This window comes from Prosthecobacter gellanilyticus, from assembly GCF_007992435.1.
Classification (GTDB): Bacteria; Verrucomicrobiota; Verrucomicrobiia; order Verrucomicrobiales; family Verrucomicrobiaceae; genus Prosthecobacter; species Prosthecobacter gellanilyticus.
Genome location: NZ_BKAG01000014.1, coordinates 101,187 through 126,479, shown reverse-complemented (window position 1 = coordinate 126,479; position 25,293 = coordinate 101,187). Strand labels below are relative to the sequence as shown.

11 protein-coding genes are annotated in these 25,293 nt (G+C 52.2%); 4 read left to right on the top strand and 7 right to left on the bottom strand.

The window, feature by feature from the left end:
* Positions 1-43: 43 nt before the first annotated feature.
* From BGE01nite_RS28970 to BGE01nite_RS11865, 3 genes are all read right to left on the bottom strand, one after another.
* Positions 44-214 carry a hypothetical protein gene (locus BGE01nite_RS28970; protein ID WP_170266742.1) on the bottom strand — a complete coding sequence of 57 codons (171 nt, stop codon included), beginning with the start codon at positions 212-214 and terminating at the stop codon, positions 44-46.
* 168 nt (positions 215-382) lie between these two features.
* Positions 383-3,667 (bottom strand): hypothetical protein, encoded by a 3,285-nt coding sequence (locus BGE01nite_RS11870; RefSeq protein ID WP_146850678.1) that lies wholly within the window; start codon positions 3,665-3,667, stop codon positions 383-385.
* An 86-nt stretch (positions 3,668-3,753) separates the two neighbouring features.
* Entirely contained in the window at positions 3,754-5,052 is a 1,299-nt protein-coding gene (locus BGE01nite_RS11865) for a formylglycine-generating enzyme family protein (protein ID WP_218032969.1), read from the bottom strand.
* A gap of 591 nt (positions 5,053-5,643) precedes the next feature.
* On the opposite strand from BGE01nite_RS11865, the gene BGE01nite_RS11860 reads away from it, so the two are divergent.
* From BGE01nite_RS11860 to BGE01nite_RS11850, 3 genes are all read left to right on the top strand, one after another.
* On the top strand, positions 5,644-18,312 hold the full coding sequence (locus tag BGE01nite_RS11860; RefSeq protein WP_146850676.1) for a putative Ig domain-containing protein: 12,669 nt from the start codon (positions 5,644-5,646) through the stop codon (positions 18,310-18,312).
* A gap of 11 nt (positions 18,313-18,323) precedes the next feature.
* A complete protein-coding gene (locus tag BGE01nite_RS11855) occupies positions 18,324-18,770 on the top strand; it encodes a hypothetical protein (RefSeq protein ID WP_146850675.1) in 447 nt (148 codons plus the stop codon).
* A 1,098-nt stretch (positions 18,771-19,868) separates the two neighbouring features.
* The gene (locus tag BGE01nite_RS11850) at positions 19,869-20,645 is read left to right on the top strand and encodes an endonuclease/exonuclease/phosphatase family protein (protein ID WP_246145710.1); all 777 of its coding nucleotides are present in this window, start codon (positions 19,869-19,871) and stop codon (positions 20,643-20,645) included.
* 198 nt (positions 20,646-20,843) lie between these two features.
* Here BGE01nite_RS11850 and BGE01nite_RS11845 read toward each other — a convergent pair whose 3' ends face one another.
* The gene (locus tag BGE01nite_RS11845; protein ID WP_146850673.1) at positions 20,844-21,014 is read right to left on the bottom strand and encodes a YHYH domain-containing protein; all 171 of its coding nucleotides are present in this window, start codon (positions 21,012-21,014) and stop codon (positions 20,844-20,846) included.
* Positions 21,015-21,307: 293 nt separating this feature from the next.
* Between BGE01nite_RS11845 and BGE01nite_RS11840 the strand changes: the two genes are divergently transcribed.
* Positions 21,308-21,742 carry a hypothetical protein gene (locus BGE01nite_RS11840; protein ID WP_170266740.1) on the top strand — a complete coding sequence of 145 codons (435 nt, stop codon included), beginning with the start codon at positions 21,308-21,310 and terminating at the stop codon, positions 21,740-21,742.
* On the opposite strand, the gene hxsC is transcribed toward BGE01nite_RS11840, so the two are convergent.
* Genes hxsC through BGE01nite_RS11825 form a run of 3 tightly spaced genes read right to left on the bottom strand, consistent with a single transcriptional unit; the run spans position 21,715 to position 24,721 of the window.
* Positions 21,715-22,884, bottom strand: a complete 1,170-nt coding sequence (hxsC, locus tag BGE01nite_RS11835) for a His-Xaa-Ser system radical SAM maturase HxsC (RefSeq protein WP_146850671.1) — start codon at positions 22,882-22,884, stop codon at positions 21,715-21,717. The two genes, BGE01nite_RS11840 and hxsC, sit on opposite strands and share 28 nt — an antisense overlap.
* A complete protein-coding gene (gene hxsB / locus BGE01nite_RS11830) occupies positions 22,881-24,332 on the bottom strand; it encodes a His-Xaa-Ser system radical SAM maturase HxsB (RefSeq protein ID WP_146850670.1) in 1,452 nt (483 codons plus the stop codon). The genes hxsC and hxsB overlap by 4 nt, the downstream gene beginning before the upstream one ends.
* Positions 24,329-24,721 (bottom strand): hypothetical protein, encoded by a 393-nt coding sequence (locus tag BGE01nite_RS11825; RefSeq protein ID WP_146850669.1) that lies wholly within the window; start codon positions 24,719-24,721, stop codon positions 24,329-24,331. Before BGE01nite_RS11825 ends, hxsB begins: the two co-directional genes overlap by 4 nt.
* Between the last annotated feature and the right edge of the window lie 572 nt (positions 24,722-25,293).

The following is a 25,293-nucleotide window of genomic DNA, read 5'->3' as shown; positions in this document are numbered from 1 at the left end:
TGGCGTGGACGTGCCATGGTATCTGGGGTGGATGGTTCCTGGACTACTTCTGGACGTAACGCTGATCGCAGATCTTGATCATAGCTTCGCCCATGCTCTTACCGGCTTCAAACAGCGAGAGCTGCAGAACCTTGTAGGAGACGGCGAAGCCGATGACGGTGCAGACTGCTTGGGAGGCGACGATGATGTAAAGGATGACGACTGCCTTTTTCATTGAGGTGGGGTATAGGTTGATGAGGTGTGGAGGTGAACTCCTTCTCATCTTGTTATACCCGCAATGACGTACTCAAGAGGGGAGGGGGGGCACCCCATCCAGGGGGCCACCTGAGCCAATAATCTCTCTCGAGTTCTGCCGAGTGATGGAGGCAGAAGCTCTGCTATGTCACTTCTGACCTGCCAGGAGCTCCCGCAGTCGTTTCAGACTCTGCAATACGGGAGGATCATTAATTCCTTCAGGGACAATGGGGTCATCTTCTTCGTTTAGTGCGGACGCTTCAATGTCATGCGGTCCGATCTCCCATGCATCTCGAATATGTATTTCGCTCAATAGAATCGCTCCATCACTAAAGAGCTCTGGTGGGGATGCTGTGCCATGTGATTGTGCCGGCATGAATGCGAAGTACCCTAAAGCTTTGTAGTGCTCTGCAAAGGTTCGCAGGTTTCCATCTGACAATGGCTTCATAGTGCAAGAGCGACTCGCCATGAACAGTAATTTAGGGACCCCACTGGAAGATGGGCCCGCTTTTGGATTGGCGCTGACCATAACCCGATATGCGTGCGGGTTACTCTTGTCGATTCCCTTAATGATCGCCAGTCGCAAGCGCTTCTGCTTGTCTATCTTCCCAACCTCTTTCCGCCAGTGAGAAAATATTTCCCGACCTGCGGTAGAATCGCCGAAAGCCAAGGCGAGGTAGGGAGGCGATTTACGCGTTTCGTCCCAACTATATGCCACTCCCCCCCAGTTTGCTTTATTCCACAGTGCCATGCGAATCAAAGAGACGGTTTCCATCTCTGTGTGAGCTGTGTTTGTCTGCCAAAACTCTCCCTGCTTTTGAGAAGGTTGCGGAACTTCGGATGGCTTAGTTGCAGCAGGCAACTCAGGCTCCGCTGAATTCCATGCTTCATGTCGCTTTAATGGATATTCCGTATGTCCGTCCTCAAGCCACGAGTCCAGCGTAGTCTTTGGGGAATACCCCAAGACGTTTCCCAAGCTGACAAAGCTGCTGGTAAAGCTCACGGCTCGATCTAACGCCTGCTCATCTCCAATCAATCTCTTCATGCGTTCTTCGGAAAACTCTACGAGGAAAAATCTCACGATGACTCCTACAAGGAACTCTTTGATCTTGACCTGAAGCTCATGCTGCAGCGGGCGGGCCAACTTGTGTGGATGAAATTCTCCTGTGATGACATCAACAGTCGGCGGTGTTCTGGACTGCAGATATTCAAATCTGAATGGGAAGGCTGTAAAATCCGATCGACGGATATTGATAACGAGACGCGGCTCCATGGAAAAAAGCCGGTGTTCAATTCCAGTTGCTAGGAATGCTTCTAACGCTGCGAGCAATGACTCGGCAAGTTCAACGCAAGGCGAACGGTTCTCTGCATTGACGGTTATGCGACAGCCCAGAATGCGGGACTCCCAGGTGACCTTTTGCTGGTTACCCAGTAAAGGTAAGTCCGGCATCTCTTCAGCTGCAGGCTGGTTGCGCAGTTTTCGAAAAAAGTCGGCGATCTCATTGTCCGGAATTTCCAGCTCTTTGGGCAAGGAGCACTCATGTCCCAGCGCAAACCGCAGTGATGCTCCACATATAGGCAACTCAAGAGCATTAAGAACATCTGGCAGCCGCGACAGCTTGTTTAGTTGCCATAAGTCGGCTTTGAGAAGAAGGATTGCAAGACACCCATCGAACCACATCAGCCGTTCCAATGCTTCCGGCCTGTTCGCTCCTTTTTGTTGAAGCGCTGATTCAATTGCGTGGGTCGTCTGATGCCAAATCAGACAACAAGGTAGTCTTCCGAGTCGAAGCTCAAGCCATTGAAGCCGACTAAAGCACATCGCTTGACCTGAGGTTACTTCATCGTACGTCCAAAACTCATTCACTGCCAGTGACGCGGCGGTGAGTACTGTTCCTCGTGCAGCCCATGTCAATCCGACCTCGGCATAGGCATTCCCGCAGATGTATAGCGCTTCAATCAATTCGCGGCGAGTTTCATGCATATACAAGCGCATCAGAGCCTTACCTGACGATTGAATGGCCCGATATGGCTGTCCTTCGTCGAGGGCTTGCGCGGCCCGCTGCACAAGTAGTCCTGCCGCCACAGCATTGCCTTTCCTTGAGGCAACCATCTCAATAAGTTTGTCGTGCAAAGCATCGTATGCAGGATGGTCACCCACAAGTTTGCCGAGTTCGGTCAGAATTTGAACCAGAGGCTCGAATGGAAAGCCCACTAAACCGGCAGATCTATCGATGACATCGGTTGCCTTCTGAAACCAACCGTCTTCAAGATCTCGCGCAGCCAAGGTCGAATTCATTAACAATATCAATGTCTCTGCCTGCAGAGCGCTGCTCGGCTTCTCGTCCTCTTGAGCCAGTCGGCATAAAAGATCCGTCAAATTTCGTGTATAGGTAGCTAAATCATCTTCACTGACAGCAAGTTTTCCACACCGCGCAGACATCTGCAAATTGCACCAAAGGTTGAAGTGCAATTCGGCTTCATAAACATTGGTCGTTCCACGTGAATGCTTTTCGACTTCGGCATAGTGAGTCAGAAATGTAGCGTAGTCTTCAAACCACCAAAATGCTGTCCAGGCCCATGCATATTCCGCCTTAAATTGCTGGTGTCCTGTACCGCATTCATTCGCCACTCGTTTCAACCTTACCAAGCGACCTTCAATATCGGTCCGTGGAAGTTCGAGTTCACGCGCGAGCTCAACAGCTCGCAAGCAATCATCAACGAGGGCAGGTGTCATTTTCAACTGCCCAACGGATTGTTCGATTTGCTCCTCGACTCCTTTCAGTTCATTCTCTTTCTGAATATCCAGAGGGCCAATCCTTCGTTGAACGCGTAGCTCCGTTCTGATTTTTAGCTCGGTGATGGCAAGCAACTCCCTCTTGTTGTCGAACACTCGATCCAAAATCCACGTTCGGTCGAGGAGGCGGACATCAATGTTGTGTGTGGTACGTAAAGCGTCCTCAACTTCCGCACGAACACGGTCGGGCACAAACTGATTTGTCACGAAGAAAACCTTCTTATAGCCCCTGTTGGTAGCGACTACTTTAGCAACGTCACTGTAGACTTTGGGACGCCAATCCTTCTTTGCACTGAATGCGAAAGCCCACCGCTCTTGCGCAGCCGCTCGGCCTGTCCCCACAAACCATTTCAACGTCAAGCTATCAGCCACAGGATAAGTCTCGGCATCTACCTTGCTATCTCCCCCGCCACTTGGACCTGTATGTGGAAGAAGATTTGGGCAAATCTCCTGTTCCGCCAGTCGCCTGGAAAAACTTTCAAAGTCATTTTCCTGGCTGCGTGATGTCAGTGTCTCGAGATGGTACTCAAGTAACGATCTATCCAATATGGGAGCATTCTGCGAGACTGAGTCAGAGAACTTCTCAGGCTTCCTCTTCTTTAGGAACTCACGTGGTGAAAAACCGGTCTGTGACATGATCCGAGACTCGCGCACGGACTTGGGGCGCGCAAGTCCGTGTGGACGAGTTTACTCAGGTTTAGAGCTTGCTAGGAGACGAGGAGTCAAGGTCCCTCTAACACCACCCTGAACCCATACGAACGATAGTATTGAACTGCTTCCTCACCCATTTTAATGCGGTGGCTGCTCATCAGTGAAGTGCTACTACTGCTTGTCCATCCACCACCTCTCAGAACGTGCTCAGCTTTGGATTCGTTCCAGTAGTCGGCCACCCATTCCCAGACGTTGCCGCACATGTCATATAGCCCGTTCTCATTGGGATCGAACTTCATGACTGGGGCCGTAGACACAAACCCGTCGTCGTAGGTTTCCAGGAATGGATTGTTGGGATACTTGGAGATGTAGGATCGATCGCCGACGTTGCCAAATCGGACCGCGGAAGCTGGTAGGTATTTCTTTCCCCAGGGATATTCCGCCACCTTGTTGTTGAGGCTCTCGGGTGTGGCGCTCTTGGTCCACTTCTCTGAGTTTCCACAGCCCACGGCGTAGCTCCATTCTTTGTCGGTCGGAAGGCGGTATTTTTTGCCCTCTTTCTTGCTGAGCCATTCGCAGAACCTGACCGCATCTTCCCAGCTTACATGGACAACCGGATGATCGTCTTCATGGCCGGCGGCGGTCCTTTCCACTGAGAAGGTCTTCCAGGCTGCATTCACGTCTGACACATCAGCAGCAAAGGCAGCGTAGTCCTGGCGGCGTGTTTCATGAATGCAGAAGTGAACCGTAGTGCCTTTGACCGGGATAAACTTCATGCCCAGGCTGTTAATGACCTCTCCACCGTTGATCGTTTGAGGAACCACAGCAACATCAGCGGAAGCAAGGCCAGATCGATAGACCATGACCTCTTTGGCTTGATCTACTCGATCGGCTTTTGTCAGTGAGGTTTCCAGTGCCTTTAGCCTCTCCAGATATGGAGTGAGGATGGTCTTCAGATTGGTGTCACGCTGTTGCTCCAGGGTCTTCAGCTGCTCATGATAAACCTTCCGAAGAGTCGCTACTGCAGGCTTCGTGTCACCATCGATCTCAGGGAGAGGCTTTTTATCGAGGACCAGGCTCTTCTCACCTCCCAGAGCAAGCACCGCTTCCAGATCACCTTTGGATCTTGAGGAAGCCATCGTCCGATCAATGGCCTCCAGGTAGCGGTCATTGAGGGTTTTGAGCCCAGCGTCGTAAGCTGTCTGGACTCGTTCAAAAGTCAGCTTTTCGTATTGCTGTTTCAAGGGAAGCAGTTCTGGAGGCTCTGCCTTCAGTGAGGCACCAGATAGGGCCAGGAGGGCGAAAGCTACAGCCGTCAATGTGGCAGACAGGAAATGATCTATACGGAATGAATGAGAGAGGGATGTCATGGTGGCGATTCTCAAAACTCGCCACCAAGAAGGCAGATCCACTATGAATCCGCCGAGGTGGCCGGAGAGTTTAGAAACCGCCGTTAGACAGCCGCGACGACCTTTAAGCCCGGAGGCTCTGGACATACGCCGTCGCCTCCCGGCCATTGTGCATGGTCGTGAAGCGACGTGATTTGCGGCACACGTCGGCCGCTAACGGGCGGGATTCTAAAGCCCCGGTTCAGGTCTCCCTGAACTGCCAAAAGCGTAGCGGAGGAGTGAAAGGCGTAAAGCTCAAAAGTTGTTGTCTTCCTTGTGCCGAACGAGGATTTTTAGAGAAAGCTGTCCGTAGTTTGTTCGTACACAAGCGGCTAGCTCGTCGACCGCTTTTGCGGGATAGCTCCTTTTGCGATCACAGGTTTTGCAGGAAGCATTTGGTAGAGCCTTTAGTCATTTGAATAGAGCGGCGTTTTCTCTTGCTTCACTGAGGTGGTTTCCGCTAAACCGCATTTACCGTGAAAATATATATCTCTGAGTTGAAGGTGATGCCTCCAACTCGGCGAGACCGACCATTCCAACAGGCACTACAAAGCGCCACGTCATCGCATTTTCATGAGCTCCCGTCATTGCAGCAAAGGAATTCAAGATCTCAATCCGCTCCCTTGGTTTCGCTCTTGGGCACGTCGCGCCTATATCCTTCATGGCCTATTGATTGCGCAACTGATCTTGATGCCATGTCCGCCTCCTATACGGGCTGCCTGGATCGACGTGGATACCGACGGAGATGGAACCACCAACTACACCTACGATGACACGAATGACCCGGAGGATGTGGACACGGACGGTCTTACTACTGGGCAAGAAGCAGCATTGGGAACGGATCCTCTTGATCCTGATTCTGATGACGATGGCGCACTCGACGGATCTGAAGTGAATATCATGTTCACCAATCCGCTCGTGGTTGATAGCAACGGAAATGGCATCAACGATCTCTATGAGTACCAACTCAAGCACACGGATAGCGATTCGGATGAGTTGAGCGATTGGGATGAAACGTATGTGTATTTCACGAGTTTGACGAACAGTGATACAGACAGTGATGGCTGGGCGGACGGCTACGAAGTCAACACGACGTTCACCTCTCCTTTAATGGCTGATACCGATGGGGACGGTTTGACAGACTACGAGGATGAAATCGTCTCTACGAATCCGAGCGGCGATTTCGATAACGACGGACTGACGAATGAGCAGGAAGCTACCATTTTTTATCCATCCACAGGCACTCGAACTCGGATTACACATGGTGACAGCGATGGGGATGGGCTCAAAGACGGGTATGAGGTAGCCACTGTTCGTTATAACCCTTTCTATGAGACTAAACTAGCGTCTGATCCAACCCTCGCCGTCTCATACCCTTCGTCGACCTATTTCGATGATGGCGATGATCCATCCTTCCTGTTTCCTTCAGACATTCGTCCATCGATAAACATCCTTGGGCCTGAGAGCCTCCCACGGGCTACCGTTGGAACCCAATACGTCTCTCCTGAATTTCTTGTCGAGGGCCACAGTGGCGGAGTGACCTGGAGTGTTATCGCCGGAGATTTGCCATCTGAGTTCAGCTTTGACGGGGCATGTTTGAAGGGCACTGGTGTGTCAGAAGGTGTGTATCATTTCACAGTCCAAGTCGTGGATGGCGACAATCGTGGGACGAGCATCAACCACGTTTTGGTAGTTGAGGCTCCGCCACCAGGGCCATTGGCGATTGTCAGTGATGCACAGCTCCCTGACGCGACCTATTCCCAGTCCTATGGTTGGTCATTCGCGGCAACTGGAGGAACTGGCGGATATACATGGAGCCTCCCCAATGGTGGACTGCCGCCGAGCTTGTCACTGTCGACTAACGGCACACTTTCGGGCACTCCTGAGGCGACCGGGCAATTCACGTTTGTTGTCCGCGTGGGGACGACCAACGCCAATGACGGTACATGTGATCAAGAGGTGACACTTAACATCGGAACGGCACCACCTGTGGACCTGCTAATCACGAGTTCAGCGACTCTGTCAGACGGTCAAGATGGGGAACCTTACTCCTGGTCGTTCAATGCACAGGGCGGAACTGGATCTTATACTTGGAGTATTGTTTCGGGGGCTTTGCCGCCTGGTTTGTCATTGTCCGGCAGTGAGATTGCGGGCAATGCCAGCCTGGGCGGAGGCGCTACTGGCACGTGGAACTTCACCGTGCAGGTCCATGATGGGGCAAATTCAGTTACCCAAGATGCGTCGATCAGTGTGGGTAACGCACCTCCACCAGGAGTGGAGATTTATATGGGATCGTACCCCGACGAATCCATCTGGACTCCCTTCTCCATCCAATTTGGATGCGTTGATGGACAGTCCGCTGCATGGAATGCGGACTCGTTGCCGGAAGGGGTCGCCATGAGTTCGTCGGGTTTGCTTTACGGTACCATGGGAGCCCAGGGATTCTCTTTCAGCGTCACAGCTACGAATGCTTACGGTTCGTCAGACACCAAGACGATTACGATAAATGGCGTGGACCGCGATGCTGACATGGACGGGCTGAACGCTAGTGTCGAGCATGATTTAGCCGTTACTTGGGAAGTGCCGATGCATGACGGAAGTCCGACTAGCAATGGTGGTGGCAATCCTGCACCGCATGACTGGCTGGTCTACTATTTCAAAGTCCTCGCAGTAGATGACACAGCGGCGGATGTTGATGGGGATGGCCTCGGCCCAGTATTGGAGGGATGGCTGGGGACCGATTCGACGAAGTGGGACTCGAATGATGACTTCTTTTCCGACCGGCTTGTCCTTTACTGGAGCTACCATTATTTCACCGATACCACAGACACTGACGGTGACGGACTTCATGCTGAGTTCGAGGCCGCTCTTGGTACGAGCGACAATCTGACAGACACAGACGGTGATGGACTGACAGATGAATGGGAGACCTATTATATTAGCTACAGTAGCCCCGCTGAAAGGGACACCGATGATGATGGTCTGTGGGACGGGGAGGAATTGACCAACCAAACGTATGCTCGTGATCAGGACTCAGATGACGATTACTTAACGGATGACGAGGAAGTCCATGCACACGACAAATTTGGCGTCGTCTTTGCCTTGAACCCGTTAAGTTCTGATAGCGATGGAGATGGTGTTCCTGATCACGCGGAAGTTGACCTGACCGATACTGATCACGGCGGTATCCCAGACCGTTTGGAAGACTTTTGGGGGCTGGACAAGACCAATGCTGATGACGAAAACGGAAACCTGGATTCCGACGAGTATACCAATGTGGAGGCATACCAAAGAGGGTTCGATGTGCGAGCAAATTGGCAGACCAAGTTCGATACTGATGGAGACAGCATGGACGACGTGTATGAACTTAGCCGCCCGACCATCCTCAACATGTCAGATCCACACGACGGAGCGGATGATCCAGATGGTGATTTCCTGACTAATGTCGAGGAATACAGAAACAAGACGGAACCTCGTTCCTTCCTCACTATGCAGGGACATACACTCTTGGATGTCAACGACAGGAATGATGTGACTGGCGAACTTGTCTTGATCGGCGGCCAACCAGTTTTGCGTATTGTTTTGAATGACTATGAGCGTGTATTCCGCGATGAGTTGCACGTTGCCGCTCTTCATCGTGACAACGGCTCCCTGGATTCTGCACGGGCCTATGACGATGACTGGGACCTGGATTCCGTGAGCAACTACGATGAGCTCTTTCCAATTGGCGGAACACCAACCGATCCGCGAAGTGCTGATCCCTTGCCAGCTTCGCCGGAAGGCTCGTTGGGAAATGCTGTTCATGGGGTGCCTTTCAGCGTGACACTTTCTCCGTCTGGAGGCCAGGCACCCTACGAATATCAGCTGGCATCGGGTTCCTCGTTGCCTTCGGGGCTATCTCTTTTGCAAGATCCTGAGTCACCACCTGGATCACCCATGTGGCAGATTACCGGAACCGTCGATTCGAGTGCAGGCGAAGGGGACATGAGCTTCGCTCTCGAACTCAAAGATGTGCGCGGTGTCACCAGAATAATCAACAACAGCATCAAGGTATGCTCCACCTTGGATGCATCTGCTGGGTTCGTTTACTACTATTCAGATGCCAGCGTTTCCGAACCGATTGTTCAGACTGGCGGTCTGCCACCTTATGTTTTTGAGCTTCAGGAGGACACGTCTGTAACGTTGCCTTCAGCTCTCACTTTGAGGACCTCTGACAGGTTTGGCCTTGGGGAAGGCCAGGAAGAGTACCCTCCATCTGGCAGGTATGTAGCATTGGTCAAAGTCACTGATGCCTTAGGCCAGTCGGTTGTGAGGAACATCGAGCTTTCATTCCGTGAGCAGGACAGCCCACCACCGCCACCCCCATTGAGCATGTCCGGAAACCTTCCGGCAGTTATCAAGGGAATCCGGTACGAGAGCGCTGTATCTCTAATCGGAGGCGCTGGCGGCTACCAGGTTTCTTTGGTCGCGGGAAGTCTCCCACCAGGTTTGGATCTTACAAGCTCCGGTGGAATCTCAGGGACCATGGTCAACCCTGGCGGCGAGCCAGGTTGGTCATTCACGCTTCGAGTCACCGACAATGCGGGGGCGTCTTTCTCGCGGCAGTTCTATATTGGCCGCGGTTTTCTGCCACTGACCTTCAACGCGACTTTCCCACCAGGAAGACCATTAATGCCTTACGGCCCTGTCGATTTGAAGGTGACAGGGACGGAGGGAGAAGTTCGTTTTGAAATGAGTGGATCGTTCCCCGAGGGCCTTGAAATTAAGAATGGCAAGGTGGTTGGCTCATTGTCAGGGAGCACGGACCCGGTGACGTTTACTTTGACAGTTAAGGACGACACGATCCGCAGTGTGTCAAAGACGTTCACCATTGTCTCAGCTGAGCCGCTTACTCTTTCGGCGCCATTCTTTCCAGCCTACCAAGGGGCTACAACAGCCTATGGGCCGGTGCAGCTGTCGGCGACAGGTGGACTTGGCCCATATCAATTCACATTCTCACCATCTCTTCCAGAGGGACTAACCCTGGACCCCGTCACTAACCAAGTGTCAGGAATGCTCGACCGCGACGAGCCAACTGTGTATGGGTTTTCCGTCACAGCCATAGACGCTTTAGGCAGATCAACACAGAGACAGGTATGGCTTGAAGTGCGTGAGGTTGTCGAAATTCCGCCTGAGGATCCGATCAGTATTCTGACTCCCTATGTTCCAGTCACGATGGAGGATCGTCTCGATGAGAATGAGAATACTTATCAAGCTAAAGTGGTTGATGCGGTAATTGCGGCCGGTGCGGGCATGCTGACGGTGGTGGACAATCCTGCACTGGACTGGCTGCACCTTCAAGGCAGGACGTTGCGAGGCGATGTGCCGGGAGGGTTTCATCACACCTATATTGACGTCGCGGCAACGCCGAATTTTGGCATGGGTAGTACTCAACGGCGACGTGTTCATATCGGTGTTCCCGTTGCTGAACTCGTGGTAACAGAGGGGGCTACTTCGGCTGTTTTACAGGATGAATTCTCGGTGACGTTTGAACTTCGGGACACATTCACGTTGCCCTTTGGTGTTCCTCCTCCTGAATTTGAAGAGCTGATTGTGGACGGAAGCAATTTGCCCGATTGGCTGAGTTTGACGCAGGATGGCCGTGTGGTGACAATCGAAGGCACCGCAGATAATGTCGGAACTATCGAATTACCCTGCATCGTGAGGCAGAAAGCATCCGCCTCGGAACAAACGCGTGAGTATGAGCTAATGCCAATTCGTCTGAGCGTGTCTCCACGGCCAGAAATCCGAGGTCCTATCAAAATCTATGATACGACCAAGGCTGTCGCTACCGGGGAAACCTTCAATCTTGCCATTCCGCGTTCAGGCGGGGTGGCAGGCGCCAGCCATTTCACAATCAAGACGGCTCCACCACCAGCTCCACTGCTTCCGCTACCTCAAGGAGTGGCGTTAAATGCTGAGACGGGAGTATTGGCGGGACAGATTAGTTCAGTCGGACAGTACGGTGCGATTGTCCGTGTTGAGAACAATGGGAAATTCTCCGAGGCATTGGTCAAGGTTGGATGCCTGGCTCCTCTAACATTGAGTGTGCCAACTCTGGTGTCTGGATACTTGAACCAGCCTTATCCATCGACGCAATTCCTCACCAACGCAGAATCTCCCGTTTTTCAAATCAAAGGAGGTTCATTCCCGCCGGGTATGGCGTTGTCCGCATCTGGTGTGCTTGGCGGAAGGCCAAGCCAAGTTGGCAGTTTTTCGTTTAGCGTAAGCGTCACGGATGCTTACAAGAGATCTTATTCAATTCCATGCTCGATTCGAATTCGGCCATCTCCGACTCCACCGGTCCCTCCCAATCTTCCTCCTGAGATCCCTGTTCAGCCTGGGGTGTTGCCTGTGGCCGCGGAGCCTGTCGTTCCCTCCGAACTGCCAGTAGGAAATCCAGGAAGTTTTGTTCTGGTGGACGACGTTCCAAAGTATGAGCAGCCTGAAGTGGAGGGCGGCGGTCCGTTCCTGGCAGTGGACAGGTACTTTGTGCCTCAAGGGCCTACCGGTATGTTCACGCGTTCTGACGACGGGGAGGCTAGTGTAGATAACCCTCTGACACGAGTTTTGGAGCATGTGCCTGACAAAGAAGTTCCTGATTTTGCCGGGGACACAACGCCCTGCCGTAATCATCCTGGAGAAACTTATGTGGGTGAGGAGTCCGTCGAAACAGTTCAAGAATATGAGATTATTTCATCCAATGACGCTGATTATGATCCAGATCTTCCCGATCCTCAGATTCGCTGGGGAATATTTAGAACTTTCGTGAACGGGCTTCACTGGGGAGATTTAGAAGAACATCTTCCCAATGAGAACGACCCTCCTCCTCCCAACGGCGGCGGCGACCACCCTAACAGTGACGCATATGCAATGGAGGTCCGCGTCGAGATAGAAGCGGACGCAGTTCAGGTTCTTCCTCCATTCAAGCTGCTCGTCAGGACTTATCGACTCAGGGCGAATGACGAACCTCAATTTCTTACTCAAGAGATTCAGGAGGTAGAGATCCCTCAAGGCCAAAATAAAAGTCAGCCCCTTCAATTCTCGCCTACAGATGGCAAGATGATCATGGTAACTCTTTGGGATTCAGGTGAGGCAGAGGATGGCGAAAGCGACGATTTCCAATTCAACGATGGTGCTGGCTCACGTTACCGCAAGGTTGGACTCAACGGGGTGCCCATGGCTGATTCGAAGCCGCAAGTCCAAGACGAAAGCGGACAACGAGGTGAAGAAACCTATATCGATGCCTATACCACGCAGCTCAGGCACTCGGTAAGCGACGTATTTGTTGAGGCGGAGGGCAGCTTGTTACCGTTGCAGGTGCGTAGAGATCTGGCTCCGAGTTGCTACAATGTCAGATCAGGTCTTCGTCCTTCTGAGAGACCTGATCTCCCTTTCGGGCCAGGCTGGTCATCCAATGTTTGCAGCTACATCACCTTCGAAGGAACCAAAGCGACGGTCGTTGACGAGGCTGGACAATCGCAGGTGTTCCAACATGTGCAGGGACCTTTCTGGTATCATAACTTTGCAGAAAGTGATGACGCCAAATCCAGTCAAAATGTGTTGGTGGGAGACGTCGTTACCGCCCCCGTCGTAGAGCTTCCTGATCAGCCTGGAAACCCAGGATCGGCCATGCGTTATGGCCACGCGTCTCTCCAGACAATGTCGTCTCGCGGCCAATTAACGTTGCATAAGAAATTCGGCACGGTGTGCACCTATGAAGAATTGCTGCCCACGGAGCTTAGCCAGTTCTATTCGAATGACAGAGTTGTAGGCTCCGAGTCAAAGACGCGCCTTCAGTATGCCCGTTTGATCAAGGTTAGGGATCGGCTCGGCAACGAGCTCCATTACCATTATCCATCGTACTCCACGTTGATTCCTTCCTCCATTGAAGACCTCAAGCGACCAGGATATAAAATCACGATCACTCAGGAAGGAGGCAAGGTCGTTGCAGTCAAGGGCCCTGGAGGTGATGTGACGAATTACACGTACTCCCAGTCAGCCGGTCTCTCCATCATCAGACAGGTAAGTGATCAAGCAAAGTTTACTCCTCAGGATGACGTGCTGTTAACGCAGGTGCAGCGTGGCTCTGCGGCAGTCCAGTATGGACATACATTGATTAACGAGGTGGAAGAGAATGACCTTTTGGGAGTCGCGCATCAGCACGTGGCTGTCTCCTCGATCACAGATGAACGCAGTAATACCTATGTTTTCCAGCTGCAGCCGTCTTCCGGCACTTTTGTTTCAGTGGCGGATGTCACAAAAAAGCTGCCGAAAGGATCGCCCTTGGTTCTCACGGCCGTTAGCCCGCCGGAGGGACCGCCTGTGATAATCACAAAGAAGACTGTGGCCGTCGCCCAGGGCGACAGCGAAATCACAACCTCGTTCACTGTCCGTCAGAGTGACGGTAAGGACCGTGTCTACCGATACGAATTTGCGGATCCCGTAAAGCCGATCCCCTATGCAATCACTGTCCCAGATGACGAGACGCCCACATATACATTCACCAAGATGAGGATCGTCGACCCGATGGGTGGAGTGGAGAAGTTCACGTTTCTTCCACAAGCCCATTTTGCGTTATCTGAATCTGAGGATCAAGACGGCCATAAAACGACTTTTGGTTACGGGGACAATTGCGTGGTGAAAGTTAAATACGGTTCAACTGTGGTTTCATTCGGTGTTGGAAAATATGACGATCCGACACTGGAGATCAACGCTATGGGGCACACGAAGAGTTTCACTTATGACCCAGCCACCAGACAGCTGGCCTCAGTGTCGCATCTCGCAGCTTCGGGGGAAGGTGTTGTGACGTCTTATGGGTTTGAGAACATGCCGACTGACCCGTTGACGCAGCCGTATGGGCGCAGGCTTTCTGAAGTTACGGGATACGGTTCACCAATTGCATTCAGCGGTGTTCCACACGCAGGAGGTTCCCGCAAAACAATGGAGTATGAGAACTCGTTGTTCCCGGGGATCGTGACCAGGGAGACTCTTTCGGCACTTCCTAGTTCCAACCCCACAGCCTCACAAGCTCCTTGGGATCAGCATGCACCTCCCGCAGGACTCGCGCCATCCATCGTCACCAAGCGCAATATTGCCGCATTTACGAACCAGAACGACTACTGGTGGCGGACCGTCATCGAAGAGCGGATCATTGATGGCCAGACCAGTACCACGAAGACGATTCATGATTTCAACGGCAACACTGCATCGACCGAAGATGCGCTCGGGCGAATCACACGCTTTTACTATGACTCGCGTAACCGTCTCACGCTGACCCATTTCCCGGATGGGGCTATCAAGCGTATCAAGTATGACCCCCATGGGAACATCATCCAGGAACAAGACGAATGTTTCAGGAATGTTTTCCACGAATACGATGCGCTGAACCGCAGGGTCAAAAGCACAGTGGACCTCAACGGGAACGGCCTCGCTGATGCAGCACCAGCAGACATTGTCACGTCCACTAGTTACAACGATCTCGGTCTGCCCGTTCGGCAAGTGGACGCACGCGGGACAGTGACAGAACTGACCTACGATCTGCTAGGCAGGCCTATTCGCTCGGTGACAAACGCCTCGGCCACAAATCCGGCAGAGCGCATCACGGTCTATTTTACGGACAACCACCTAACCACTCCTTTTGTTGACCCCGATACAGGGCTTTCTAAGAGCCGGTCACAGACCAAGGACTTCGTTGGCGGATCGGTGTTTGATGTTTCTGGATTCAAGCCTCTCCACGCCTTCGATGCTCGCGGGAATGAAACATACATCACCTACGACGCTATTTACAGGCCGCTGACGAAGCGGGCTCCTGATGCGGGTGTGGTTGTGTTCACTTATCGCAACATGTCAGCCTCACCTCAGCCTATCGCTCAGGCGGGGCCGGTAATCGGAGCCAACAAGGCTCTAATCTACGACTGTCAGGATCGCCTGATTGATACCTATTTTGCTGACGGTTCGCATGTTTTGCAAATGCTCACGCCTCATGGGAAACCCTGGAAGAGCATCTCCGAGGACGGTATTGAGACCACCACTCATTTTGATGCATCCGGGATGCCCCTGCGCATCAATGTGCAGAAGAATTCTCTTTCCACATCGGTCTTCACTCACTACGATTTGGTTGGCAATTCCACAAGTGTTACTGACCCTCGGGGTAATACCACCACGACACAGTATGACGCCCGTAACCGTCCGACCAGGGTGACACATCCTCTGGTTGTGGACGCCTCGCAACCAGTCGGATCACCGATGGTGTCGCCGATGATCAGCACAGTTTATGATCCCAGTGGACGTGTCCTTGAGGTGACCGACCCGCAGGGGGCAGTGACGACCAAGTTCTATGACCCTGCGGGCAGGCTCGTCAAAACGGTAGATGACTTCGGCAACGAGTCTGAGCTGACCTTGGACGCCCAAGGCAATGTGTTGACGACCACGAATGCGCTGGATCAAACGGTGACCAACGTTTACGATGCCTTTGGCAGGCTGATCGGCACCACGGACCACTCGGGCATTCAAAATAACTTCGCTTATGACGCCGCAGGTAACAGAACGTCCGTGACCGATGGACGGGGCAAGACGACGACGTTTGCCTATGATGCTCAGAATCGTCTCATTACCCAGACCTTCCAAGGATCACGCCTCAGCTATGGTGCGGACGCAGTTTCTGACGTATGGACTTATCGCTATGATGGTGCCAACAAGGTCTCCGAGACGTCACCGAAGGGTCTAACAACCGATTATGCATACGATCTGCGCAACCGTCTCAAACGAGTGACTTATGACATTGAAAATGCCATGCCCGAAAGTCCACGGCCTTACCGGGACATAGTCTATGACTCTGCCGGTCGTTTGACCATCGTCTATGAATCCAACGCCCCAGACGGGTGCCTGTCTTATGCCTACGATGATCTGGGCAGGATGATCTCAGAAACACGAGGCGGGATCACCTATGAGCCTTTCCGCATGGGGGGCAGGCGCTACATTGCAGGCGAGGGCGTGACCCACCGTTATACCTATGACCTTGCTGGCAACCGCCTGTCAGCAACGTTTGCGCATGGCCGCCGAACGGTGACAAGCTACGATGCGATCAACCGCCCCCTGAGTATCGATGAAGGCCCATTGACAGGCTTTGATGCGGCCAAAAAAACGACACGCTACGGTTATGACCTTGCCGGACGTGCCCTGACATTGTCCTCAGCCAACGGGCAGTCCACCCGCAATACCTATGACAGCCTTGGGCGTCTTACTCATCGTCAGCTTCTTGCTCCAGGAGCTGTGGATCCTCCATCGGCAGAAAGCGTGGTGGCAAGTTTTTCATGGACACATGACGCTCTGGGCAATGTGACCTCCCAATCCGAGCAATGGACAGGCAGTGGTGGCGGAACCGCCAGGGCTCGGATCACCTCGATGAGCTATGACGCGTCCAACCGCTTGTCCAAAGAGGAAGTTCGGGAAGCGGCTTCCCTGAGCCTGGCGGCCACTGCTCCTCGCCTGGTCACCGGTCATGCCTATGACAGCTCCCATAACCGAATCAGCAAAACGGTCACCCATCCAGATGGCACCGTAGCTGATGCCGCCGAGCCAACGAAATGGATTTACACCTACAACAACGCCAATCAGCTCGTCATTGCCGAAGAGCGCAGCCCTGCGGGGGACACATTAAAATGGCAAAACCTGACGTATGACCTCAACGGCAATCGTAAAAGCCTGCACTCCACGAACTACGATACGGGAGGCACGACAACGCATTCCAGTTCCTATACCTGGGACACATTCAACAGACTGGTTCAGGTGCACGATACCAAACCAACGGGAACGCAATTGTGGTTTCATCGTTATGACTATCGCACTCGCCGGATTCACACGACGCTGGCCAAGCCGGGTGAGCCCGTCAAATATACGGCAATCGTATTCTCTGGTGGGTTGAGTGTTTCTGAGCATGTTGCGGACAGTTCCGGAGCCTTTACTGCGACGACATCCGAGGTGGTCTATACACGAGGCCCAGACATGGGTGGGGGCGTGGGTGGACTGCTCTTCACGCAGCGAAGTGGCATTACCAAATTCAACCTCAGCAATGGGCGTGGAGACATCGTAGCACAGACTAATGCTTCAGGCGAGGTAACGTGGACCGCCAGCTATGAAGCATTTGGCAAGCGTACCAAAGAGACGGGAACGAATGCGGACAAACAACGTGGCAACAGCAAGGATGAAGATCCAACAGGCCTTTTGAATGAGGGTTTCCGCTACCGTGATCTGGAGACGGGCGTGTGGTTGAGCCGCGACCCCGCTGGCTTCGTGGACGGCCCCAACCTCTACGCCTATGTGAAGCAAAATCCGTGGACCGCTTTTGACCCACGTGGGCTGGCTCTTAGAGTGCCCCAAAAGGAGAAGTCGGCATTTGCCAGCTACATTACGGGTGCAGGTGTGTCGGGTCATTCCTCCAAGCCTGGCACAGGAACGACACTTAGCGGAGATTCGATCGTCATGATCACAGGAACTGCAAAGGTGACAACGACTCTGCAGTCCGAAATCGTTTCATGTTTAATTGCCTCGCCTCGAGAATTTAGCTTTAGAACAGTCGCTGATCTTGACGCCCACGTGAAGGCGAGAATTGCAACAGTGGAATACCTCGAGAAATTCGCAAAAAATGTTGTATTCAGTAGCGGTCGTGCTGTATATCCAGCTTCGTCTTGGAAGGAAGTTTTCACGGGAGGAAGACGCAAAGATGGTTCACTCAGATCCTACTGGGAACCTACAACGGATTGGAAGACCGCCCTAACTCAATTGAGGGACACACCAGGCGGAGCTATGGATTGTTCGAAGCCCGGAGAATTCGCTAGAATGATGGGGGACTATGCGGACAACAAAGGAACATATGACCCAAGGTCAAATTACAATGGTAACAATTCGAAGACTACTCCTGACGCGGTAGCCGACGATTGGATTCCAGGCGACACAGGAAAGCTTTGGAACAAAAATACGAATCCCCCGCCACCGTCCCATTGGGTTAATGAAAATTTCACATATCTAGGAAAGGACAGATATTATGCGAATGGCACAAGCATTGGGGGTAGTTATATTCATTCCTTTAAAGATGTATGTGACTATACGCAGAATTACCAACGAGCTCCAGGAACTGGAGTCCCTCCAACGATTGACCCGGGGCGTCTTAGCGTGAAAACTGGGCTGGCTGACCAACTTTAATCTCAACGACTATGCAACGTCACATCACTGTCATCATCGCTTCTGTGAGTTTGATTTTATGTGTCTTGTCGTGCGGCAAGTCTCATCCAGTTCCAGTAAAAGCGAACCAAGGGCAAATTGTGGTTGAATGGGACCATGGGCTAACGTTAAAAAGTGCTGAATATCGCCTAAATGGTGAGTTGATTGGACGAGGTAGTAAGGCGTTCGAGGTGTTGATGGCAAAATTGAAAGATCTTCCGAACAATCGGATAATTTTGTTTCGAGTTCCTTATGACATTGCATCGGCGATCAAGGAGTTGGATGGCGATTTTGAATGCTTGCCTCTTCGTCATGATAGTTCAGAAAAGGCCAAATTTGATCAACTTTTTGCGCAAAAGCAGCTGTCATTTGAGGTTGAGATGTACGATCCAATAGAGTTCCTATCTCCCGAGGCAACAAACTGGCTGTCCTCAAAATAGAGCAGGAAAGGGTCGGGCGTGAATGGCACTGGATTAAGGCATGTTTAGGACGCGTGAGCGAGGTCATCTTGGAGGGGGAAAGGTGTCGTGGTCTGGTCATGAACGTGTATTTGTTCTGCCGGTCTTTGCACACACGTGGCTCCTTTCGTCCGTAAGCGTAACGGGAAGCACCTTATGCCGCAGTTTGAAGGCGTGCGGTCACAGGCTTGGACGATGACGATGATCGCCCGGTCGTGTCGCGTGACTTGGCCTTCGCCCATATCTCCGGCATCACTTCCTCAATCTTGTAATGCTCCCCTCAAAGTTGGACAAGAGCCAGTGTTGATCAGGCGGCTTGTTTGTGGGGTGGGTTTTATATGGCTTTCTGCGGATGCAAATGCTTCAGCTCGCGTGGCCGCCTGGGCTTATGAGCGAGAAGGACACCATAGGGTAGCCAACCTTTGTGACACGCATGAAAAGGCAGTCTGAACCCTGACTGGCGTTTTCCTGACGATGAACTAGGTTCTCCAACCTCCCGCGCACCATGAAAACCACAATCCTCCTGATTGCCGCCGTCATAACGTGCCTTGGTCAGTGCCTTGCTGCCGACACACCAATGGGCATCAGCCTTGTAGATGGGTCTAAACTCAAGGGTCGAGTCATGTCCTCAACGGAGGTGGAAGTGACCTTGATGACCGATTTCGGCTTGGTTCGACTCCCGTTGGACAAACTCAGTTCAGAGTCTCGCCAGGCGATAACGGCCGGATCCAAGCCGGATTCTGAAGCTTTGTTGAGAAGGATATCTGAGCTCGAAGCAAAAGTTTCCCAACTACAGCAGGAGAACGAAGCCTTGCGTCGTCAGGTAGTCTCAACGCCTGCACCGACCTATCGACCTTCGACTGGATCGAACTCACTGACGCCCTCATCTCCACAGACGTCTTCGCCAGGAGCTAGTCACGTTATCAGCTCGACTGGAAAGCGACACAATTCCGGCTGCCGTTATTTTGGTTCGGGGAGGCCTTGTGGACCGACTGACGGAATAGCCTGTAAAGTATGCGGTGGTTAATCCTCTTCGCTCTTTTCTTGGGGATCAGTCACGGTGCTGATGTTGTTCGAGTCGTGACCTGGAATCTTGAATGGTACCCAGGAAAAAAGCCAGGTGCGACTCAAGCTGAACGTGATGCCCATGTCGTCGAGGTCTCCGCGGTTCTTCCTCAGTTTCGAGCTGATGTAATCGTTCTACAGGAGGTTCGGAATGCTGAGACTGCTGAACAACTGGCCAGACTTCTTCCCGGCTTCAGCGTCCATGTCACAAGCCGTTTCAAAGACAGCTTCAACGGTTCGATAGGCGAGCAACAGATAGCCATTCTTTCTCGATTCCCGGCTGATGGAGCGTGGGCAGAGTCGTGGAAAAGGGGCTGGGCCAATGCTCCTCGTGGCTATGCATATGCGAAGCTGATGATCTCAGAAAAGCCACTGCACGTTTATGGCCTCCATTTAAAAAGCAATCTTGGCAATCCGGTCGAGAATACGTCTAAACGTGAAGACGCGATGGAGCAGCTCATCGACCACGTGAAGAGCCAGGCCAAACCAAAAGAAAGCGTGGTTGTGGTTGGTGATTTCAATACCTCGAAGGAACAGCTCAATCTAGCCGGCGACAGAACTTTGAAGAAGATCGAGGAAGCTGGATTCTTCTGGGCTTTTGAGGGAATCCCAATAGAGCACAGGGTCACAATACCGGGGAAGGGAAGATATCCAGATGCCTGCCTCGATCACATCTATGTTCGAGATCTGGGTAGGCCTGCGGCAATGGTTCTCAAAGACACGCCTGGCAGTGATCACTTTCCGGTTGTGGTGGATCTTGTCGTGGAAGGAATGCCAGCGCCTAACAAATAGCTGGCTAACAGTCTTCCGGAAGGAGTATGCTTGTGACCTTTGGGCAGTGTCCTAACTTCCATTGTCCGCGAATCCTTTGATCGGCGTGCATCTGGTTATCCATGGAGTATTTACTCAGGATTTAAGATGCGTTTACAGCCCCCAAATATCAGCAAAGCCCCAGTTTTGCGAGCTAGGGCTTCGTTTCGGGATGCTGGATTAACGGTGGTAGTGATACAGACCTGTGCGGCTGTCAGTATGCCCACCGTTTTGATCCAATCCACCGCTATGACCTGCGTCGTGGGTGTGATTGGCCAACAAACTTTTGCCAACAGCGTAGCCAGCGACCGATGCAGTTACTATTGCGATAATGAGGATGATGCGTTTCATGGGAGGGAATGAGATTATGAAGGCACCCTAGCAAGTCAATTGTAAAAGTTGTTATGCATTATTACGCAAGGGTTAATGAACGGTTTCCGGGATATTGCCGGGGCAAATAATAGAACCCACTTTTCGCTTTTGGATTCGGATGGTCCTAAGCCCAACTGATTGTGTGGCGTTATGCTTGGGGGCTTGATCTGTTGTGGCGTGACAAAGATGCAGAATACTTCAATTCATCGTGATGCCACAGCTATAGCTGCCCGAGCTTGCATCTGTGGCAAGTTTCTGGCAGTGATTTCGATATGGCAAAAAAGAATGACGGTTGCTCAAACCTAATGATAGTTGGGATTGTCATGTTTGGCCTCGGACTCATGGCCAAAGGGTGTGGCGGCGACAAACCTTCAGGTCGTCCTCTCAACTATGCACAGCCAAGCAACTATCTCTCCCCGAGTGGCAGCCCGCAACAAGTGCAACCAGCGATTCCCGCATCTGGAGGTATCGCTCATACCCCTGAAAGCTATGTGCCAAAATTTATTACCACTCGACTTCCTGTTGAGGTAAAGCGGTGGGAAGGGAACAAGGCGGTCGGACTCAGGAAGCTTCCAGCAGGAACAAAGCTCGAGTTAAAGCGAATTTCCGGATATGATCTTCTCATTGTTCATGAGGGGCATGATGAAGTAGTCCCGGCAGACGCGACAGATTTGTTAGATCAGATGATCGAAAAGGATGGAAGCTGACTCACTGTATCAAACGGTCTGATATGGTCACTATATTTGAATGAAGCTGACGCGAAGAAGCCTGCACACTGCGCCTTCATTGCGCAGCCAGCACATTCGGGCATGTATATGTTTTTCCAGTCGCTTATAGACTGCTGTGCAAACGGCCAGATTTCCTCGGGAATCAAACACAAGGGCAGGTTATAGACCATCACCCTCATTCCGGCTGCAGCTAACATTGTGACAGCCTCTCTCAAAGCGTCTCGGTATTCCCAGGGATCAATCCATAGAACGCTCAGGTTTGATCGAGTAAAGCCAATGGTCTCCAGGCCCATGAATGCCACCTGTGACGCAAAGGGAAGATTGCGAGCTATGAATTTAGCGGTCTGAACAAGGCGTGAGACCGTCTGACGATGGATCACAAAACGAATTTCGAGTGCGATGTTGAAGCGGGCCAGGTTCATCATTCCCCTGATCGTCTGGTCAAAAGCGTCCCTTGCCTGAACGACAAAGTTATGAACGCTTGCAATGTCTGCATAGAGAGGCACCCCGATCATCAGATCGCGACAGCCTGCCTGGCTAACAGCCTTCGCGGTCGCACGATATGCGAATGCTCTGCCGTTACTGAGCATGTGCAGCGAGGAGTCAGGAAGATACCTCGACACAGCTGTCAGAACCTCGATGAGACGCCAGCCCAAAATGGTGGGCTCTCCGCCAGTGATACACAGCACCTTGGTATCCTGCGACATGAGGGGAATTGCCTCGAGGATGTCATCGATTAGATATTCATCGTCGACGTCCCGTGGAGGTTGCGAGCACATTAGGCACCTGCTGTTGCATCGCTCGGTAAAGAAAAGGACGTTATGATAGGAGCCCTTGCGATAAAGGACCCTGAGCTCACCAGCGAATTCATTGATTCTGACGATGTCACCATCATCAAGGTATGAAAACTCGTCGCCAAGAATCAGTTCCTCTTCCGAGTGGGCGGCACCGGCAATTCGAATCAATCCTTGATAACTTCCACTGGGAGCAGGTTCATCGCCACGCGATACGAGTATCTCGTCATCACAAAGAGGGCTGGGCAGACTTTTATCGTTCGTAAGTCTGGCAACGAAGCTTCGTCCCTCAGGACGCGATTGAAATTTGGCAGCTAAGGGAATCATAGCCAGGATTTGAGAATGGAAGCAGTCTCCTTGTCGTCCTCGAGCAACGTTAGGATGTGCTTGATGATGGCCATGTTTCGCTCACAGAATGAACTTGTTGGACGATGACCGATGAAGTCACCCTGAGTCCGGTGATGAAACACAGGATCTGATCCGCAATAGGGTTGGAGTGCGCAGTCGGTGCACCCTGGAACCCCTTCCAGCATCGATTCGTGAATCATTGGCAGAAGAGGACTGTCGAGAAACAACTTCTCATAGGTGTCATGAACTGTTCCAAGCCGGAACGTTCTGTCTCCCATCTCAGCCAGCATGCGTCCCTCGTCGGAGGAATAAACCTCGCCATTGTAGTTATAAACGATGCCACTTATCCCCATGCCTGCGGGCGATTGCAGGTCGATATAGCCTGAAGCGCCTGGCATCAGGATTTTCTGAAGCACAATCTGTGTATATGTCTCTCGGACAAAGATCCCACGTCTGTTGAGATCGACAATGTAGGCAAGACCTCTCTTGAAAAAGTCCACGAATTTCTTGGTCTCATAGCCAATTCTCGCCGAACTCTTCACGGCGAAGCCGTATGGGCTTATGTATCTCAGAAAGATGCTGTCGAAACCCATTCTGACATACTCGTCGATGATCCGTTCTGGCTGATCAAGGCTCGCTGCGGTCGTCGTCATTAACGCGGAAACCGCGTCCTTGCCCAGACGTTGACGGAGTCTCTCGATTCCTTCCTCTGTCTTTGCATGGCTATCTCGGCCCGGCCTGGGCCTATTTGCATTGTGTAGCGCAGCTGGTCCATCGAGGGATGTGGAAAATGAGATCCCATGCTCCTCTGAAAAGCTGAGGATCTCTTCTGTCAGATTGGCCAGATTGGTCGTGATCACGAACTCAAGCTGCCGGCCATCATTGCGGCGCTTAGCCTCAGAAACAATATACCGAACCAGATCGAAGTTGAGCAAGGACTCGCCACCTTGGAATTCGACCTTCAGACATGCGGAGGGGCTTTGGAACATTAAGCCAATGGCCCTGTCAGCAATGGCTGGGGTCATGTCAAAGCTCTCACGGTCTTCCGACACCCTGGAGACCTGGCAGTATTGGCAGGAATGATCGCATCGAAGCGTCGTAACGAACATGTGAAGCGCAGTCCAAGAGGGAAGCCGCGAGTGCCTAGTTCGATACTTGGCTGCCAGCAGATCCAGATGAGCTGTTGAACTGTCATCGGCGATCAGATGACTGGCCAACAGATCTGGGTATAAAGTGTCTGTCTGTTGAAGCTTGTGAGTGACGATGTCGTTCAGCTTTGTCTGGCTGAGAAACATGTAGTCCCCGCCCATGCTGGTAACTAGATATCTGTCATCCCTAAAGCGCATGAACTTCATAGGCAGGAGCCTGTAACTGCTGCCGTTCCGATACGACTCCGGCCCCTTAAAGCTTCGGTTCAAGCCATTCATGTCTCGTCAGGCGTGAGGAGGCCAACTGGATCTGTGAAAGCTTCTGCAGCCTCATATTCCTTCAAAAGGACTGGGTGTCTTGATAACGCATGAGCGAGGATTACATCCCGTTCCAAGCGAGACTCCTCGGCAATAATCTCCCGAAGCTTGCCGTCCAGAAGCTCGTTGAGAAACCTGCCTTCAAGGGAACTGGGCTCCTCACCTGCTGCTGATTTCGCCTTCAGGAGAATTCGAACATCCGTCCCGTCTGTGGCTTGCACGTCGATGAAATACAGGTCGGAAAAGCGGTGGGCCGTCCGAAGGATGTTATTCATGGAATAGACATCCTTATTGGCCAGCACCGTTACATCGTTTTGATACGTCGTTATTGGTTGGGTGTCCGAAGTCATGCCTCTGAGAGACTCAGCGATTGCTTTTTGGGATTGATTTTAGGTATAAATTAGCGTTTCCTCGAGCGGAACACACTAACAAAAATGCAGAATAGCATCCTCTTCCGCCGCATTTTTTCGCTGACCGGAGCCGTTGCAGCGCTTCTATCTCCTAGCAGCGGGGAAGCTGAACCTTTGGGCCGGACATTGATGTTTACGAGGAGAGATGAGTCTTCAAGCGAAGTAGATCCTCCTGTTGTACTAACTCCCTCAAGGGCGATGGAGAACGGCATTTTTCTTGTGGGACACAGGTCTCATAGTTCTCACCGGTCGCACTCTTCCCATTATTCATCCTCGCGATCAGGTCATTCTTCCCACAGCTCACACACTTCCCACTACAGCTCCTACGGGTCCTCTAGCACGCCATCCCGCACCTACACTTCACCGAGTCCATACTCATCCTCATCGGCTTCGCCATCATCCTATCACTACACGCCAGCGCCTAGCGTCTCGCTGGCCCCAGCGCCCGCGCCACCGCCTGAACCTCCCAAGGTCGAACCAGTAACGATCAAAGCTCAAAAGGTTGATCTTGC

What these genes read in the sequence shown, in the direction of transcription:
- BGE01nite_RS11860 (WP_146850676.1), top strand. Translation starts at nt 5,644, where the DNA reads ATGAGCTCCCGTCATTGCAGCAAAGGAATTCAAGATCTCAATCCGCTC.
- hxsB (WP_146850670.1), bottom strand. Translation starts at nt 24,332, where the DNA reads ATGAATGGCTTGAACCGAAGCTTTAAGGGGCCGGAGTCGTATCGGAAC.
- BGE01nite_RS11865 (WP_218032969.1), bottom strand. Translation starts at nt 5,052, where the DNA reads ATGACATCCCTCTCTCATTCATTCCGTATAGATCATTTCCTGTCTGCC.
- BGE01nite_RS11845 (WP_146850673.1), bottom strand. Translation starts at nt 21,014, where the DNA reads ATGAAACGCATCATCCTCATTATCGCAATAGTAACTGCATCGGTCGCT.
- BGE01nite_RS11870 (WP_146850678.1), bottom strand. Translation starts at nt 3,667, where the DNA reads ATGTCACAGACCGGTTTTTCACCACGTGAGTTCCTAAAGAAGAGGAAG.
- BGE01nite_RS28970 (WP_170266742.1), bottom strand. Translation starts at nt 214, where the DNA reads ATGAAAAAGGCAGTCGTCATCCTTTACATCATCGTCGCCTCCCAAGCA.
- BGE01nite_RS11840 (WP_170266740.1), top strand. Translation starts at nt 21,308, where the DNA reads ATGGCAAAAAAGAATGACGGTTGCTCAAACCTAATGATAGTTGGGATT.
- BGE01nite_RS11825 (WP_146850669.1), bottom strand. Translation starts at nt 24,721, where the DNA reads ATGACTTCGGACACCCAACCAATAACGACGTATCAAAACGATGTAACG.
- BGE01nite_RS11855 (WP_146850675.1), top strand. Translation starts at nt 18,324, where the DNA reads ATGCAACGTCACATCACTGTCATCATCGCTTCTGTGAGTTTGATTTTA.
- hxsC (WP_146850671.1), bottom strand. Translation starts at nt 22,884, where the DNA reads ATGATTCCCTTAGCTGCCAAATTTCAATCGCGTCCTGAGGGACGAAGC.